General features: G+C 54.0%; 15 protein-coding genes. 7 read left to right on the top strand and 8 right to left on the bottom strand.

All coding sequences use genetic code 11. The annotated features are described in order from the left end of the window. Positions 1 to 29: 29 nt before the first annotated feature. The 3 genes from urtA to MKleb_RS12640 all read right to left on the bottom strand — a co-directional run bounded on the left by urtA (position 30) and on the right by MKleb_RS12640 (position 3,124). Positions 30 to 1,301 (bottom strand): urea ABC transporter substrate-binding protein, encoded by a 1,272-nt coding sequence (gene urtA, locus MKleb_RS12650; protein ID WP_014229499.1) that lies wholly within the window; start codon positions 1,299 to 1,301, stop codon positions 30 to 32. Positions 1,302 to 1,478: 177 nt separating this feature from the next. Then, positions 1,479 to 2,582, bottom strand: a complete 1,104-nt coding sequence (locus MKleb_RS12645; protein WP_025105758.1) for a cobalamin-independent methionine synthase II family protein — start codon at positions 2,580 to 2,582, stop codon at positions 1,479 to 1,481. A 149-nt stretch (positions 2,583 to 2,731) separates the two neighbouring features. Further along, complete coding sequence (locus tag MKleb_RS12640) at positions 2,732 to 3,124, bottom strand: rhodanese-like domain-containing protein (protein ID WP_025105759.1); 393 nt, start codon at positions 3,122 to 3,124, stop codon at positions 2,732 to 2,734. A gap of 67 nt (positions 3,125 to 3,191) precedes the next feature. Between MKleb_RS12640 and ftrA the strand changes: the two genes are divergently transcribed. From ftrA to MKleb_RS12625, 3 genes are all read left to right on the top strand, one after another. Further along, positions 3,192 to 4,202, top strand: coding sequence for a transcriptional regulator FtrA (gene ftrA, locus MKleb_RS12635; protein WP_025105760.1), 1,011 nt, complete (start codon positions 3,192 to 3,194; stop codon positions 4,200 to 4,202). A gap of 135 nt (positions 4,203 to 4,337) precedes the next feature. Next, positions 4,338 to 4,433 carry a protein MgtS gene (gene mgtS, locus MKleb_RS12630; RefSeq protein WP_004102377.1) on the top strand — a complete coding sequence of 32 codons (96 nt, stop codon included), beginning with the start codon at positions 4,338 to 4,340 and terminating at the stop codon, positions 4,431 to 4,433. Between the two features lie 494 nt (positions 4,434 to 4,927). Continuing rightward, positions 4,928 to 6,382, top strand: coding sequence for a DASS family sodium-coupled anion symporter (locus MKleb_RS12625; protein WP_025105761.1), 1,455 nt, complete (start codon positions 4,928 to 4,930; stop codon positions 6,380 to 6,382). A gap of 180 nt (positions 6,383 to 6,562) precedes the next feature. Here the strand turns inward: MKleb_RS12625 and MKleb_RS12620 are convergent, their stop codons facing one another. Both MKleb_RS12620 and MKleb_RS12615 read right to left on the bottom strand, forming a co-directional pair. Further along, positions 6,563 to 7,594: a methionine synthase gene (locus MKleb_RS12620; RefSeq protein WP_025105762.1), complete on the bottom strand. Its 1,032-nt coding sequence runs from the start codon at positions 7,592 to 7,594 to the stop codon at positions 6,563 to 6,565. A gap of 27 nt (positions 7,595 to 7,621) precedes the next feature. After that, complete coding sequence (locus MKleb_RS12615) at positions 7,622 to 8,599, bottom strand: DUF1852 domain-containing protein (RefSeq protein WP_025105763.1); 978 nt, start codon at positions 8,597 to 8,599, stop codon at positions 7,622 to 7,624. 181 nt (positions 8,600 to 8,780) lie between these two features. Here MKleb_RS12615 and MKleb_RS12610 point away from each other — a divergent pair, with 181 nt between their 5' ends. Further along, positions 8,781 to 9,062, top strand: a complete 282-nt coding sequence (locus MKleb_RS12610; protein ID WP_029946861.1) for a hypothetical protein — start codon at positions 8,781 to 8,783, stop codon at positions 9,060 to 9,062. Between the two features lie 127 nt (positions 9,063 to 9,189). Further along, a complete protein-coding gene (gene iraP / locus MKleb_RS12605; protein ID WP_004851215.1) occupies positions 9,190 to 9,501 on the top strand; it encodes an anti-adapter protein IraP in 312 nt (103 codons plus the stop codon). Between the two features lie 188 nt (positions 9,502 to 9,689). On the opposite strand, the gene MKleb_RS12600 is transcribed toward iraP, so the two are convergent. The 3 genes from MKleb_RS12600 to MKleb_RS12590 all read right to left on the bottom strand — a co-directional run bounded on the left by MKleb_RS12600 (position 9,690) and on the right by MKleb_RS12590 (position 13,027). Continuing rightward, positions 9,690 to 10,898, bottom strand: a complete 1,209-nt coding sequence (locus tag MKleb_RS12600; RefSeq protein WP_217076719.1) for a diguanylate phosphodiesterase — start codon at positions 10,896 to 10,898, stop codon at positions 9,690 to 9,692. Between the two features lie 237 nt (positions 10,899 to 11,135). Beyond that, a complete protein-coding gene (locus tag MKleb_RS12595; protein WP_025105765.1) occupies positions 11,136 to 11,570 on the bottom strand; it encodes a GNAT family N-acetyltransferase in 435 nt (144 codons plus the stop codon). Positions 11,571 to 11,956: 386 nt separating this feature from the next. Then, on the bottom strand, positions 11,957 to 13,027 hold the full coding sequence (locus MKleb_RS12590; RefSeq protein ID WP_025105766.1) for a LacI family DNA-binding transcriptional regulator: 1,071 nt from the start codon (positions 13,025 to 13,027) through the stop codon (positions 11,957 to 11,959). 207 nt (positions 13,028 to 13,234) lie between these two features. On the opposite strand from MKleb_RS12590, the gene MKleb_RS12585 reads away from it, so the two are divergent. After that, on the top strand, positions 13,235 to 16,342 hold the full coding sequence (locus MKleb_RS12585; RefSeq protein ID WP_025105767.1) for a beta-galactosidase: 3,108 nt from the start codon (positions 13,235 to 13,237) through the stop codon (positions 16,340 to 16,342). 55 nt (positions 16,343 to 16,397) lie between these two features. Then, entirely contained in the window at positions 16,398 to 17,648 is a 1,251-nt protein-coding gene (locus tag MKleb_RS12580) for an MFS transporter (RefSeq protein ID WP_025105768.1), read from the top strand. The last annotated feature ends 1 nt before the right edge of the window (position 17,649 follow it).

Below are 17,649 nucleotides of genomic sequence, written 5' to 3'. Positions count from 1 at the left end.
CCCCCCGGCGCAGCGCCGGGGTCTAACGCTTAGTTGCTGACGGTTTTAACCGGGTGATCCGGCTTTTTATCATTCCCGGCAATCCACGGGCTCCACGGCTGGGCGCGTACCGGCTCTTCGGTCTGCCAGACCACGTTAAACTGGCCGTTGCTTTCGATTTCGCCAATCATTACCGGCTTGTGCAGGTGATGGTTGGTGGCATCCATGGTCAGGGTAAAGCCTGACGGCGCCTTGAAGGTTTGGCCGGCCATGGCATCACGCACCTTGTCGACATCGGTCGATCCTGCTTTCGTCACCGCCTGCGCCCACATGTGCAGGCCAACCCAGGTCGCTTCCATCGGGTCATTGGTTACCACGGTATCGGCGTTTGGCAGCTTGTGGGCTTTGGCGTAAGCGCGATAGTCGGCAACAAACTGTTTATTGGTTGGGTTATCGACGGACTCGAAGTAGTTCCACGCCGCGAGGTTGCCCACCAGCGGTTTAGTATCAATCCCGCGCAGCTCCTCCTCGCCCACGGAAAAGGCCACCACCGGCACGTCCGTCGCCTTCAGCCCCTGATTAGCCAGCTCTTTATAGAACGGAACGTTGGAATCACCGTTGATGGTAGAGACCACCGCGGTTTTACCGCCGGCGGAGAACTTCTTGATATTGGCGACGATAGTCTGATAGTCGCTATAGCCGAACGGGGTATAGACCTCTTCGATGTCTTTATCCTGAATGCCTTTGGCGTGCAGGAAAGCGCGGAGAATTTTGTTGGTGGTGCGCGGGTAGACGTAGTCGGTACCGAGCAGGAAGAAGCGTTTCGCCCCGCCGCCGTCTTCGCTCAGCAGGTATTCCACCGCCGGAATCGCCTGCTGGTTTGGCGCCGCGCCGGTGTAGAAGACGTTCGGCGACATCTCTTCGCCTTCATACTGTACCGGGTAGAAGAGCAGACCGTTCAGCTCTTCAAATACCGGCAGAACCGATTTGCGCGATACGGAGGTCCAGCAGCCGAACACCGCCGCCACCTTATCCTGCGTCAGCAGTTGACGCGCTTTTTCGGCGAACAGCGGCCAGTTTGATGCCGGATCCACCACGACCGGTTCCAGTTTTTTACCCAGCACGCCGCCTTTGGCGTTGATGTCATCGATAGCCATCAGGGCGACATCTTTCAGCGGGGTTTCAGAAATCGCCATCGTCCCGGAAAGCGAGTGCATAATGCCGACTTTAATGGTGTCGGCGGCATAAACCTGTAAGGAGAAGCCCATGCTAATAACAGAGGCGGAGAGAGCAAAAGCTTTTAATAGTGTTCGACGCTGCATGTGTGTCACTCCTGAATAGCGCAAAAACAAAAAAATGAATTAACGACTCACCGGAAGTGATAAGGCAAAAACGATGCCAGGTTGTGAAAGCGTCTGAAAGCGCGGCAGAATACGGGGAAAATAAAGGCGGGTGCACAGCATTGCCTTAAAATAGTGCAACGCTGCGCTATGGAGAGATTACCAGACCTGCGCGGCGATGCCGGTGACCAGGCGGACTTTATCCCACTGCTGGGCTTCGGTCAGAGAGTTACCCTCTTCGGTGGAAGCAAAACCGCACTGCGGGCTGAGGCAAATTTGCGCCAGCGGGACGTACTGCGCCGCCTCCTGCAGACGAGCCTTCACCCCTTCCGGGTTTTCCAGCTCCCCGTTTTTAGTGGTGATCAGGCCCAGTACCACCTGCTGATGGCCGGGGCGAACGTAGCGCAGCGGCGCGAAGTCGCCGGAACGGTCATTGTCATATTCGAGGAAGAACGCGTCGATGTTAACGCCGCCGAACAGCACTTCCGCAACCGGCTCGTAGCCGCCCTCGGAGATCCAGGTCGAGCGGAAGTTACCGCGACACACGTGCAGGCCAACGGTCAGATCCTCCGGCTTCCCTTCCAGGGCCTTATTCAGAACGCGGGCATAAATGCGCGCCAGCTCATCCGGGTCTTCGCCGCGCTCGCGCACCTGCTGTCGCTGCTCATCGGAGCAGAGGTAGGCCCAGACGGTGTCATCAAGCTGTAAATAGCGGCAGCCCGCATCGTAGAAGGCACGAATGGCATCGCGCCAGGTGATTGCCAGGTCATCGAAATAGTCGGCGAGATCCGGATACACCGTCGCGTCGATATCTTTCCGGCCGCCGCGGAAGTGCAGCACGCTCGGGCTGGGAATGGTCATCTTCGGCTGAGCGCTGCCGCTGATGCTCTTCAGATAGCGAAAATCTTCCAGCATCGGGTGATCGCCAAAGGCCAGTTTACCAGTGACGCGAACGCCGTGCGCTTTGGTCTGTACCCCGTTGAACTGAATGCCCTTTTCTGAATCGTAGCGCTCAACGCCCTGTAGTCCGTCAAAGAAATCAAAGTGCCACCACGCGCGGCGGAACTCACCGTCGGTGACCACATGCAGCCCGCACTCGCACTGCTGCTGCACCAGAACGCGAATCGCCTCATTTTCTATCTGCCGCAGCTGCTGCGCGTCGATGGTGCCGGCGGCCAGCTGCTGACGGGCCTGTTTGATGGCGTCCGGACGTAAAAAGCTGCCGACAATATCTGCGCGGAACGGGGCCTGATGACGTTGCATGGTGTCTCCTTAGCGGCGGGCAAAGTTAATTACCCACCGTGATAGTTCATTATTTGAATTTATAGACTTCTGGATGGCTATATGTCCAGATACTGGCATGCAGAGGTTTCATCGGCAAACGACAATATTTCATGGCACATGAAATAAATTCACTTTGCGAAAGGCAACCCTTCATCTTCCCAGCCGCTCAGGCCGCCGAGCATCATTTTTACCGGGCGCCCCAGCAGAGCCAGCTTCATGGCGGCGACGTCCGCCCCGTTGCAGTGCGGCCCGGCGCAGTAGACCACAAACAGCGTGTCATCAGGCCACTGCGCCATTCTGGTTTCATCAATTTGTCGGTGCGGTAAATGCAGGGCGCCCGGGAGATGACGACGGGCAAAGGTTTCCTCACTGCCGACGACGTGCAGCAGAACAAAATCCGTTTCTCCTTCGCGCATCGCGCTGTAGACATCGGCGCAGTCAGTCTCGAGGCTTAGCTTATGACGAAACCAGGCGGCAGCGTCGGTGGAACTGGCGGGGGCAATAGCGGTTACAACACTCATGGCATCTTCTCCTTGTCTGTGATACCACTACTTTAATTAACCGCCTGCGCGACATCTGCCGAGAACCATGACTGAAAACGCTGAAATCCTGACAATCTCATCCGTGACGTTGTCACGCCACCGGGTTGTCGCCCTCGCCTACGATGGCCTGTGTACCTTTGAATTTGGCGTCGCCGTAGAGATCTTCGGCCTGCCGCGCCCGGAAATGGGCGAACGATGGTATCGCTTTGCCGTGGCCGCCGTCGACGACGGTGAGCTGCGGGCAACCGGCGGAATTCGGCTCATGACCGATGGCGGTATGGCGCTATTAGGCGAAGCGGACACCATCGTGGTGCCCGGCTGGCGCGGTATTGACTCCCCCGTGCCGTCAGCGCTGTGCGAGGCGCTGGTCGCCGCCCATGCGCGAGGCTGCCGGATAATTTCTATCTGCTCCGGGGTTTTCGTTCTGGCCGCGGCCGGGCTGCTGAACGGCCGCCAGGCGACCACCCACTGGCGCTATACCGACCAGCTGCGGGCGCGGTTTCCGCGCATTGAGGTGATCGATGACGTGCTGTACGTCGGCGCCGAAGGCGTCATGACCTCCGCAGGCAGCGCCGCGGGTATCGATTTATGTTTGCACCTGGTGCGCGAGGACTTCGGCGTCGAAGCGGCGAATCTTGTCGCCCGACGGTTAGTGGTTTCCCCCCATCGCGACGGCGGGCAGGCGCAGCAGATTGTTCGCCCGGTGGCCAAAGCGGGGGAGAGCCAAAGGCTGGGGCAATTATTTGATTTCCTGCACCAGAATCTCGCCGCTGGCCACACCGTGGCCTCGCTGGCGGAAAGAGCCGGCATGGGGCAGCGCACGTTTTTACGCCGTTTCGAAGACGCCACCGGCAAAACCCCCGCCCGCTGGCTGCTTGACGAGCGCCTTCAGCGCGCCACGCAGCACTTAACCCACAGCCGGCTGAGCGTTGAGCAGATTGCCGAGCTTTGCGGTTTCTCAAACGCCAGCACCCTGCGCCATCACTTCCGCCAGCAGTTTGCCCTTAGCCCGTTGCAGTACAGGAAAAGCGCGCTGGCGGGTAAAAAGGGAGAGTGATTCACATGGATAATAGTCACGCCGGGCAATTTGTTAAGCATTTGTTTAGATTAGTCGGGTTAAGATGTATCCAACAACCGTAAACCCGTTCAATGAGGACAACATAGCGCATAGCAAAACTAATGGAGGTTAATCATGCTGGGAAATATGCATGTATTTATGGCAGTTCTGGGAACCATTCTGTTCTTTGGGTTTCTTGCCGCATACCTGAGCCACAAATGGGATGACTGATGAACGACGATAATCCCCACCCGTAAACGCCCCCTGCTGCCGATGCACCAGGGGGCGTTCTGCTTTTGGTTTGCAGGACTTCAATAGACCCCTGACTGTCACTCAAATCTGTTTCACTGTCCGTATTTTAACTTCAGTGATAAAGCGCCCGTCCCCAGCGAACGCTCAATTTTTTGGCGGTAATCATTCCGGCACACGACGGCTCTAATAAGAATATTCACTTCATCTCATCAAAAATAGTCATGATGTCCTTTCTGATGTCAAAGCCGATCGCGCAACGATATCTAAACCGATGCAGAGTATCCATATTTTTCCCAGCGCAACAATGTTAATTCAAGCCAATACAACCACACAAAACAAATGGATAAATATGGAATTTCTGGGCAATAGCATTGCTTGAAGAGAAATCAATTTTGTCTGCAGACTAATAATTGATTTACATCAATGCGGATAATTACACCAGGCCTAAAGATGGGCGAAAAAGAGGGCATCAGATGAACAATTCTAATAATACCATTGACGTTAAATTAGCATTTCCTCTGCAGAAGGGAGTAATTACTTTATTATTTGGAATAATACTCTGGTTTATTCCGCCACCGTCAGGTCTTTCTGCTAATGCATGGCATATGTTTGCAATATTTGCGACCACTATCTTTGCGATTATCCTGAAAGTCATGCCGATGGGGGCAGTCACTATGATTGCGCTCATCTTTTCTGCACTTACCGGCGTTACTCCGCTTTCAGCAAAGGGGGAGACGGTCGGTGCGCTTTCTGGTTTTGCTAATGCGACGATCTGGTTGATTGGTATAGCAATGTTTATTTCGCGTGCTGTTATTAAAACCGGACTCGGAAGGCGCGTTGCTCTATGGTTTATCTCTAAATGTGGCTCGAACATGCTTGGTGTGGCCTATGGTCTCGCGCTCTCCGATCTCGTACTTGGCCCAGGTATCCCCTCCGCGTCGGCCCGCGGGGGTGGAATTATGTATCCCATTACTCAGTCTATTGCCACTGCGTATAATTCAGAGCCAGGCGCTACAGCAAGAAGGGCCGGGGCTTTTCTGATGATCTGTGTGTCACAAATAGATGCCATCGTCTGCACGATGTTCCTGACCGCAATGGCGGGAAACCCGTTAATCGCTGAGCTGGCCAGAAGCCAGGGTATAGAAATTAGCTGGACGACCTGGTTTGTTGGGGCGATCGTTCCCGGTATTGCTTCACTGATCCTCATTCCTTTAACCCTTTACTTTATATACCCGCCACAGTTGAAAAAAACGCCAGAAATTCCAGGCATTGCCCGAGAAGAATTAAAAAAAATGGGTCCGATGTCCTTGGCTGAAAAAATCCTGGCTTTCGATTTCATGTTATTGATTCTTCTATGGACCGTAGGTGACATTTTCTTTTCTATTCCCGCGACACTTTCGGCCTTTATTGGTCTGGCAATACTTCTGCTGTCAAACATTATGTCATGGAAAAATATTATAGAAGAGAAAACAGCATGGGATACAATGTTCTGGTTTGCCGTACTAGTGATGATGGCGAATGCTCTGAATAAGTATGGAATGATATCATGGATATCAAAAGGGATTGTAGGATATGTCAGCCATTTTGAATGGCTGACCGTATTCTTAATGCTGGTACTCATTTACTTCTATACCCGCTATTTTTTCGCGTCAGCAATGGCTCATATTTCTGCGATGTATCTGGCATTTCTTGCCGTCGCAATTTCCGTCGGTGCGCCGCCGCTATTTGCAGCTCTCGTGCTCGGCTATACTTCTAACCTCTCTATGGGGTTGACTCAGTATTCCGGCGGACCGGGTCCAGCACTGTTTGGCTCAGGTTACAACTCAACCGGGCAATGGTGGGGAGTGAGTTTTGTGGTTTCGATTGTATCGATTCTAATATGGCTGTTACTTGGTGGGGCATGGATGAAGGCTATCGGATATTGGTAGCCGATAGCCTGCCGTCAACATTATTTTTCCCGGGTTTAAGCAAGAGCCCGGGAAATTCACAGAATGGTAAAATTAAGCGCAGAACATCCAGTCAGCGTCCACGACTGGATATTGTTTTATTTCTACACTGACGTTGATGCTTGATTTTCCTGTCTTCGCCGGGATTAAAAATAATGAGAACTATTTACCCAGAAGCTCCCGGCGGATAATTGCCGCCCCGGCGCTTAGCGCATTGAGCTTACCGCTCGCCACCGGACGCGATAGCGGCGCCATGCCGCAGTTGGTTGAAGGATAAAGCTTATCGGCATCCACAAACTGCAGCGCTTTACGTAAGGTCGCGGCGACTTCCTCCGGCGTTTCGATCGCATTGGTCGCCACGTCGATGGCTCCAACCATCACTTTTTTTCCGCGAATCAGTTCAAGCAGATCCATGGGAACACGTGAGTTATGACATTCCAGCGAGATGATATCGATGCTGGAGGTTTGCAGCTTAGGAAACGCTTCTTCATATTGTCGCCACTCTGTTCCCAGGGTCTTTTTCCAGTCGGTATTCGCTTTGATGCCGTATCCATAGCAGATATGTACCGCAGTTTCGCATTTTAGCCCTTCAACGGCTCTTTCTAAGGCCGCGATGCCCCAATCATTAACCTCATCAAAAAACACATTAAAGGCTGGCTCATCAAACTGAATAATGTCGACGCCGGCGGCCTCCAGTTCCCTGGCTTCCTGATTAAGTATCTTCGCAAACTCCCAGGCCAGTTTTTCGCGGCTCTTATAGTGATTGTCATAGAGCGTATCAATCATGGTCATGGGCCCCGGCAGCGCCCACTTAATCGGCTGGCTGGTGAGCTGACGTAAAAAACGCGCATCTTCGACAAAAACGGGTTTTTGACGCTCGACGGCGCCCACGACGGTCGGAACGCTCGCATCATAGCGATTACGGATTTTAACGACTTCGCGTTTTTCAAAATCGACGCCGCTGAGGTGCTCAATAAACGTAGTAACAAAGTGCTGACGGGTTTGCTCGCCATCGCTGACGATGTCGATGCCGGCGCGCAGTTGGTCAAATAAGGACAGGCTCAGCGCGTCTTTTTTCCCGGCAATTAACTCTTCATTCTGCAGTTTCCATGGGGACCACAGTTTCTCAGGCTCTGCAAGCCAGGACGGTTTCGGTAAGCTGCCGGCTGTTGAAGTGGGTAATAATTTTGTCATTATCGATAGCCTTATATATGCGATGTCTTAAAGAGCGTAATGAGCAGACCATTGCTGCAGAATATTTTTATACGGTTTAATAAAGTGCTCTTCGGTAAACTTCCCCTGCTCTACCGCCAGCTGGCTGCGCTCTTCACGATCGTAAACAATTTTGGTTAATGAATGGTCCTGATGATGCAGATCGGGCTGATAGCAGAGTCCTGCGGCAGAGTTGGCGTTGTAGATCTCCGGGCGGTATATCTTCTGGAACGTCTCCATCGTGCTGATGGTGCTAATCAGCTCAAGGCTCGTGTAATCGCTCAGCAAATCCCCTGAGAAATAAAAGGCCAAAGGCGCAACGCTGTTTTTCGGCATAAAGTAGCGAACCTTCAGGCCCATTTTGCCAAAATATTGCTCAGTCAACGATGAACCCTCTGGCCGGTATTCGAGCCCCAGGACAGGATGTTGATTTCCGGTCTGGTGATAGGTGTCTTTGCTGGAGACGCTAAGGCAAATGACCGGTGATTTTTTGAAATTGGCCTTGTACTCCGCTGAATTGACGAAATGTTTAAATATGTTGCCGTGCAAATCGCCGAATCCTTCCGGAAGGCTAAAACCTGCGCGTCCTTTATTATGGTCTAACAGCAATACGCTAAAGTCGTAGTCGCGAACGTACGAAGAGAAATTATTGCCAACGATACCCTCAATACGTTCATCGGTCTTTTTATCAATAATGCTGGTTTGCAATATTTCAATCACCGGAAAGGTATCGCCGGTGGCACTGATATTCATTTCGGCTGAAATAATTTCCAGCGCAACGGCATAGCGATCGCCTTTGGGGTTATCCCAGTGCGCCAGCGTATTGAAACGATTGTCAATCATGACTAAGGTATTGCGCAGATTCTCCTGGCGATTTTCCCCTCTTGCTAAATTAGCAAAGTTGGTTGTAATACGCGTATTTTCTGAGGGGTTATAGTTTTCATCAAAGAGAGTGCGTTTAATAGTAAAGGTAAATTGTTGATTCATCGCAGATGTGCATCCTAAGTTCTGAGATAAAAACTGCAGTCCTTTCTGATGGTTGCAGGCTGGCGCAGGCTTCCATAAGCAGTCTTCATCTTCATATTATCTATATCGAATACAGCATGTTATGCCAGAGCCATTAGATGAGTGAAAGCGAGTTAATTTCATTACAACATGAGCCATATTCATGGTCTGGCGTCAGCCCATGCTGTATCTCGTTGAACAGAGCCAGCCGCTCTTGCCAACGAGCTTGTCCTGCCGGTTAAACATCCGTACATTTTCCTGTCGCCTGTATGAGTTGATGCTGAAGCAAGAAACATCAGAGGTCGGCCAGGCTAAACACGACCTCAAGCCTGGCGTCTTTCTTTTCAACAACCGTTCTCTTCATGCTCCTTTGCGCTCTGTCGGGCGCGATCGTTGGAGGAAAATGGAAGTGGGACCGGCGCGTTTTCATGCTTTACTTTGGTGATGTCCAAAACCTGACTAACGCTACCGATATTTTTTCTGGCATATTTATGTTCTATGGTTAATTCGGATTATCAACAGCGAATATAGCCATCAACAACCCGCTCTAACTTATTGATTTGAGGGATACAATGAATAATGTCATTCTCAGCATAATTGCTAAAATTTCCGCCATGGATGCCGAAAGTAAGCAGCTTGCTGCCCAGGTCGAGGCGCAGTCTTTGCTCATTAGCGCGCTGATGCTCGCTATCGGCAAGGAAGGCGGCGTCGCGGAATTAGTTAGCAGCGTAACGAAAGCGATAAATTCGGTACTGGAATCATCTGAAGACGTTCTGAAGACGGACGCAGAACTGCTTCTGACCAAGTTTCAGGAACAAATAGCGCTCACGCAGTTGATAAGCACCCACGAAGATGAAATCAGTCATGACAGGCTCGATGATTAACAAGGGTCAGTCTGTTATAGATTGAGAATATGCAGGGCTTGCGGTTAGTCATGAGCTTACCGGCCATCAGCGACTATTGGCCGGTTCAGCTTCAGAAAATAGGGATACTCCAGGCGGAATACGCAATGTCTACTCGCCTGCGCTGCTGTTGGAGGCAAACCGCTCGGTACATTAAGGCAAATCAGGCTTCACTTTTCCCCAGGCCAACGTATGTCACCGACGCCGTTGACTTTCGGCATGGCAAATAAAAAGCCCTGGAAACGTTTAATACCCGCAGATTCGAGCCAGCACCACTCCTCTATCCGCTCTATGCCTTCAGCAACCACCGCAATCTCAAGTTCACGGCAGCAGTTGATAATCGATCTTACCACCGCTTGTTTAGGGCCGCTCTGATGGATATCGGTAATAATCTCGCGGTCGATTTTAACTTTATCAGGCTGAATTTTTGTCAACAACGAGAGTCCAGCATATCCGGCGCCAAAGTCATCAATTGCCAGCCCCATACCAGAGACGCGCAGTTTTTTTATCGCGCTGCTGAACTGGCTAAAACCGGAGATCATTTCATCTTCCGTCACCTCCACGATCACCTGTTCGGGTTCAAGACCCTGTTTTTTTATTTCCCGCAGCAGGTATTCAATGGCATCAGGAATAACAACCAGAGACATCGGAAGGATATTAATGGATATTTTATGGTCGCCAATATTGATTTCTTTCGCCAGGGCAAAGGCAACTGATTTCGCTTTGAGATCAACTTCATAACGTTGCTCTGGCGGAATCGAGGCAAAGAAATTGGCGGGACTACCGCCGTCTTTATCACGAATAAGCGCTTCAAGCGAAGTGATATTCCCGGCCAACGGTTCGATAATGGGCTGGAAAGCAAACTGACAGCATTGACTGGCAAAAAACGATTCTTGCGGCGCATGAAATGCATGTTTACGCGAATGAAGCGACCATTTGTCAGGCCGTAAAAAGGGTGACGGCGCGGCAGCGCTTTTTTGACTGATAAAAGTATGGATAAATTTATAGACGCGCTCTTCGGTGGAAAGATAACCTTTCAGTTGGCTAAGCTTGCGAACCTTTGTCAGGACGTCAGCGGTTTGCAGTTTATTCAGGTCAAAAAACATCATCCCTACGTTTTCAAAGCGCCGGCGCGGCGCGTAATCACGCATCAGCTCGACAACCTGATGGTGGCGATCGTCTTGCTTGATCGTGCTGAATAGCTGCTCAAGCACGCACTCATCCCCCTCAAGTATCTGAAGGTAAACATTATCTTTTAAAAGAAGTATGCCCGTAATCCCGCGTGCTGCGTTCTCAGCATTCGCTTTTTCAACCAGCAGTATGAGATCGGTTTCTTGTGTTAAATGCATCTGACTTCTGTAAATCAGAGTTGTCAGCATAATCCCATCCAGATGTTTGCCAGGAGAATGGAACTGTGTAACACAGTTTACCCTTTTAACCCAGGCTATCTGTCATAATTAACTGGACCGGCTGTTGCCGACTAAGTTTATCCGATTATTTACGGCAGCAACCGGCAAGGGCCAGCGAAATAATCCTCAGCGGCGCGGGTAATGGCAGTGATTCATTCAGTAGCCATTTAAACCGTTTGGTAAATGCGTTTTTTTAAGCGGTATTTACTAGCCAACAAATCCCTGCTCGCGCATGCGCGCTATCGCCTCTTCGCTGGCGCAGACCATGCCCGTGGTCAGCGTTTCAAAACCAAAGCGGCGATAAAAGCCGACTTTATCCACCACCGAGTAGATGAAGGTTTTGCCGAACGGCCGCAGCCGATCGCTAACCGATTGCATCAGCTGCTGCCCGTACCCCTTTCCCTGACAGCGCGGGTGCACCGCGACATCCGCCAGATAGCTGCACCAGGTCAGGTCGCTAATCGCCCGGGCAACGGCAATAAGCTGCCCGTTTTCATAGCCAAACCAGCAAAAGGTACTATGGCGAAACGCGCGCTCCACCAGCGCGACGTCCCGCTGATTGAGACCTGCGGCGGCGATAATCTCCGCCACCGTCTGCCAGTCAACCGAGTCCACGTGCTCTTTATCTTTTAATATCATCATGACGTTGCCTTTCACTCGCCTGCTTTGGCTTTCAGCATAGCCGAATGGCGCTAAAAAAAGCGCGCCCTGCCGCCCCCGGTCAACAGCATTTTATGCTGGATAAAAAAGTATAAGCCGGGGAAATTTTCTGACACCGCGGCGTGAAAACAGCGCATTTATGCTTAACAGCGGCGAGTAATCGACCTGCTGGTAGAATTAAATAAAATAACGCCATATTCCAACGACCGAAAACGGGCAAAAAAAAACCGCCATGTGACTGGCGGTGAATGAATGCTTGCATGGATAGATTGTGTTTTGCATTTTTACGTTCAGGGCATAACCCCCTGAGTACGCTTGTCCGATAAGCTATCACGCGCAACATCAATGAAAGCTAAACGGACTGTTGCTTACAGCTTTTCCACCAGCGCTTTGATCTGCGCGACAAGACCCTCTTTCTCCTCCTGCGTGGCGCCCGCGCAGGGCCAGGTGGATTGGCGGATAATCAGGCGCGTCGGCAGCAGCTCGCGGATCTTCATCTGCGGGGCAGCCATTAGCTGGATGAGCAGCTCAACCGCCCTTTTTCCCAGAACGTTAAAATCCTGGGCGACGGTGGTCAGCGGCGGCTGGAAGTAGAGGCTGTCCGCGGTATCGTCATAGCCGGTGACCGAGATCGCCTGGCTGCCGGTGCGATTCAACTGCGCCAGCGCGCTCAGTACCCCGAGCGCCATCTGATCGTTAGCCACCACGATGGCGCTAATGCGCGGATGATGATGCAGGAGCTCAAACGTTTTGTTCCAGCCGCTGGCGGCGCTCCAGTCGCCAAACACCGTCACCGCATTACTGACGCCCAGCCGATGCAGCGCCTCGCGCCAGCTGCTCAATCGCATGCGCGCGGAGACCGAGCTCTCCGGCCCGGCCAGCAGGCCGAACTCCCGGTGCCCGGCGTCCCAGAGATGCCGCACGCACGCGCCGCAGCCGTCGCGATGATCGAAACGCACGCAGCACACGTCGGTCTCCGGCGAAACATCAAGAAACATGCAGGCGATATCGGGGTTTTCCACCACCAGCCGCTCCGCGAGGCTGCTTTCGAGCGGCAGGCTGATAATCGCGCCGCGAATATGCTGGGCGCGAAACTCATTAAGCCGCGCCTGCAGCGACGGATAGTCGACCTGCACCGGCATCGCAATCGAGACCTCAAGCTGATGCAGACCGGCGTAGCTTTTCACCGCCGCGGCGATTTGTGAAGGCGCGTGCAGCGTCAGCGAAGCGGTTATCAGCCCAATCGACGGCGCGGATTTCCCCGCCAGCAGCTGAGCGGAACGGTTCGGTACGTAGCGCAGCGCCTGCATCGCGCGGATGACCTTATCGCGGGTTCGTTCAGACACCACGTCCGGATTATTCAGCACCCGGGAGACCGTCTGCTGAGACACGCCGGCCTCGCGGGCCACATCGTCAAGCGTTGCCAGGCGACGCTGCATAGTGCACTCCTTCTGAATCAAAACCTCAATGTCGTCCGCTAACATTTTATGTTTAAAAGACGACAAAAATCAGCTGTTTTTCCAGCTTTTCGTGATCGCCAGTGGGTTTCATTTTCGCCAATATTGCGGCTATAGCGAAAATAACTGATAACAAAATCATATTGTCTAGCGAATGACATTTTTATCACTTATCCGTCAGGAATACGTATGCAACAACACGACTCTCTTTCCGCCGCAGGAGCAACGTTCCATCAGATTCTCGCCCGCGAAGACTGGCAGAACCAGACCATTACCCATCTCAACCGTTTACCGGCCCACCCGGCTTTCGCCAGCTGGCGCGATACCGACGCGGCGCAAAAAAACCAGCCCTCGGCGTTCCGCCGCCGGCTTGACGGCCAGTGGCAGTTCTCCTGGGCCCGCAGCCCGTTTGACGTGGATGCCCGCTGGCTGGAAGACGATCTGCCGGACAGCCGCAGTACGCCGGTGCCGTCAAACTGGCAAATGGAAGGCTACGACGCTCCGATCTATACCAACGTCCGCTACCCGATCGACACTACGCCGCCGCGCGTGCCTGAGGAGAATCCGACCGGCTGCTACTCGCTGACGTTCAGCGTCGATGAGAGCTGGCGAGCCGACGGCCAGACGCAGATTATCTTCGACGGCGTTAATTCGGCTTTTCATCTGTGGTGCAACGGCGAATGGGTCGGTTATTCGCAGGACAGTCGCCTGCCTGCGGCCTTCGATCTCTCGCCCTACCTTCAGCCGGGCGATAACCGCATATGCGTGATGGTGATGCGCTGGAGCGCGGGTACCTGGCTTGAAGACCAGGATATGTGGCGCATGAGCGGCATCTTCCGTTCGGTCTGGCTGCTGAACAAACCGACCCTGCACCTCTGCGACGTTCAGCTTACGCCGCAGCTCGATGCGCTCTATCGGGATGCCGAGCTGCTGGTGAACTTAAGCGTCGCCGCGCCGGTCGCGCTGCTGGAGGCGCTGACGGTGAAGATCGAACTGTGGGATGACGATCGTCTGGTCGCCAGTCACCAGCAGTCGCCGGGTTCGCCGATTATCGATGAGCGCGGAAGCTATGCCGAACGCGCGGCGATTCGTCTGCCGGTAGAGCGACCGGCGCTGTGGAGCGCGGAAACGCCAAACTGCTATCGGGCGGTGGTGTCCCTGTGCCGCGGCGATGAAACGATCGAGGCTGAAGCCTGGGATATCGGCTTTCGCCGGGTTGAAATCAAAAACGGCCTGCTGCTGTTAAACGGCAAACCGCTGCTGATCCGCGGCGTCAACCGTCACGAGCACCATCACCAGCGCGGCCAGGTGGTGACCGAAGAGGATATGGTGCAGGACATCCTGCTGATGAAGCAGAACAACTTTAACGCCGTGCGCTGCTCGCATTATCCAAACACCCCGCGCTGGTACGAGCTGTGCAATCGCTATGGCCTGTACGTCGTTGACGAAGCCAATATTGAAACCCACGGCATGGTGCCGATGAATCGTCTTTCCGACGATCCAGCCTGGCTGCCGGCCTTCAGCGCCCGCGTCAGCCGGATGTTGCAAAGCAATCGCAACCACCCGTCGATTATTATCTGGTCGCTGGGGAACGAATCCGGCGGCGGCGGCAACCATGAAGCGATGTATCACTGGCTGAAGCGCAACGATCCCTCCCGCCCGGTGCAGTACGAGGGTGGAGGCGCCGACAGCACCACCACCGATATTATCTGCCCGATGTACGCCCGCGTTGAGCGCGATCAGCGGATTCCGACGGTGCCGAAATGGGGGATCAAAAAGTGGATCAGTCTGCCGGGCGAGCAGCGCCCGCTGATCCTCTGCGAATACGCCCACGCGATGGGCAACAGCCTCGGCAACTTTGCTGATTACTGGCAGGCCTTCCGCGACTATCCGCGCCTGCAGGGCGGGTTTATCTGGGACTGGGCGGATCAGGCCATCAGCAAAACCTTCGACGACGGCAGCGTCGGCTGGGCCTACGGCGGTGATTTTGGCGATACGCCGAACGATCGCCAGTTCTGTATGAACGGCCTGGTCTTCCCCGACCGCCGCCCGCACCCTTCATTAATTGAAGCGAAACACGCGCAGCAGTACTTCCAGTTTACCCTGCTTGCGCAATCCCCGCTGCGTATCAGCATCAGCAGCGAATATCTGTTCCGCGCCACCGATAACGAAGCGCTGCGCTGGCAGGTCCAGGCCGCCGGAGAAACCTTTGCCGAGGGTCAAGTGAAGCTTGAGCTGAGCCCTGAAGGCCAGAGCGAGCTGACGCTGTGCGATGCGCTGACGCTGCCCGTGGGCGCCGAAGCGGTGTGGCTGACGCTGGAGGTTGTCCAGCCGCAGGCCACCGCCTGGTCCGACGCCGGGCATCGCGTCGCCTGGCAGCAGTTCCCGCTCGCCGCCCCGCTGGCGCTGCGCCTGCCTTCCCCCGTCGGCACGGCGCCAGCGCTGGAGAGCAGCGACGCGGCCTGGACCGTACGCAGCGGCTCGCAGCAATGGACTATCGACCGGGAGAGCGGCCTGCTGACCCACTGGCAGGTAGAGGGTGTGGAACAGCTGCTGACGCCGCTGCGCGACCAGTTTGTGCGCGCCCCGCTGGATAACGATATCGGCGTCAGCGAAGTGGAGCGCATCGACCCCAACGCCTGGGTTGAACGCTGGAAGAGCGCCGGGCTCTACGGCCTCAGCGCCCGCTGCGTACAGTGCGACGCCCAGCGCCTGGCCCATGAAGTGGTTATCGATAGCCGCTGGCACTATCTGCGCGGCGACGAAGTGGTGATTGTCAGCCACTGGCGGATGACGTTTGATGGCGAAGGCAAGCTGCATCTGGCGGTCAATGGTGAACGCGCCGGCACCCTGCCGCCGCTGCCGCGCATCGGGCTGAATTTCCAGGTTCCGGACCAGCATCAACCGGTTTCCTGGCTCGGCTACGGCCCGCATGAAAACTATCCGGACCGCCGCACCAGCGCCTGTTTCTCCCGCTGGCAGCTGCCGCTGGAAGAGATGACCACACCGTACATTTTCCCGACGGAAAACGGCCTGCGCTGCGATAACAAAGCGCTGGACTGGGGGCGCTGGCACGTCGCGGGCGATTTCCACTTCTCCGTACAGCCCTACAGCACCGCGCAGTTAATGGAGACCGATCACTGGCACAGGATGAAGCCGGAAAACGGCGTCTGGATCGCGCTCGATGCTCAACACATGGGCATCGGCGGCGATGACTCCTGGACACCCAGCGTACTACAGCAATGGCTGCTGCTTGAGACACAATGGCAATATCAGTTAACGATTCATTTCCAATAATAATCGGGGGCGCCAGCCCCCAACCTTACAGGCATAATAATATGGAATATTCACAATGAAACTCTCTGAACTCGCGCCACGAGAACGGCATAATTTTATATATTTCATGCTGTTCTTTTTCTTCTACTATTTCATTATGTCAGCCTACTTCCCCTTCTTCCCGGTATGGCTGGCGGAAGTAAACCATTTAACCAAAACCGAAACGGGGATTGTCTTCTCCTCCATTTCGCTATTCGCGATAATTTTCCAGCCGGTGTTTGGCCTGATTTCCGATAAGCTCGGCCTGCGCAAACATCTGCTGTGGACGATTACGATTTTATTAATCCTGTTTGCCCCGTTCTTTATTTTTGTTTTCTCTCCGCTGCTGCAGATGAATATCATCGCGGGCGCGCTGGTGGGCGGGATCTATCTGGGGATCGTCTTCTCCAGCGGCTCCGGGGCGGTAGAAGCCTATATTGAACGCGTCAGCCGCGCCAACCGTTTTGAATACGGTAAAGTGCGCGTCTCCGGCTGCGTCGGCTGGGCGCTGTGCGCCTCAATCACCGGCATTCTGTTTAGTATCGACCCCAATATCACCTTCTGGATCGCCTCCGGCTTCGCGCTGATCCTCGGCGTGCTGCTGTGGGTCTCGAAGCCGGAAAGCAGCAATAGCGCCGAGGTTATCGACGCCCTGGGCGTCAACCGTCAGGCTTTCTCCATGCGCACCGCCGCCGAGCTCTTGCGGATGCCGCGCTTCTGGGGCTTTATTATTTATGTCGTTGGCGTCGCCAGCGTCTATGACGTTTTCGACCAGCAGTTCGCCAACTTTTTTAAAGGCTTCTTCGCCAGCCCGCAGCGCGGCACCGAAGTGTTTGGCTTCGTGACCACCGGTGGGGAATTACTCAATGCGCTGATCATGTTCTGCGCGCCGGCAATTATTAACCGAATTGGCGCCAAGAATGCCCTGTTAATTGCCGGGGTAATTATGTCAGTCCGAATTTTAGGCTCGTCTTTCGCGACCTCGGCGGTGGAAGTGATTATATTAAAAATGCTGCATATGTTTGAGATCCCCTTCCTGCTGGTTGGCACCTTTAAATATATCTCGTCGGCATTTAACCCAAAACTTTCGGCGACGCTGTTCCTGATCGGCTTTAATTTATCGAAACAGCTGTCGGGCGTTGTGCTCTCGGCGTGGGTAGGACGGATGTATGATACCGTCGGCTTCCATCAGGCTTATCTGATCCTGGGCTGTATTACCCTGAGCTTTACCGTCATTTCGCTGTTTACCCTGAAAGGCAGCAAAACCCTGCTCCCGGCCGCAGCATAAC

The sequence above is a fragment of the Klebsiella sp. PL-2018 genome (assembly GCF_019048985.1).
GTDB lineage: Bacteria > Pseudomonadota > Gammaproteobacteria > Enterobacterales > Enterobacteriaceae > Klebsiella > Klebsiella michiganensis.
The sequence above is the reverse complement of the archived record's forward strand: the minus strand, read 5'-3'. Positions and strand labels throughout refer to the sequence as shown.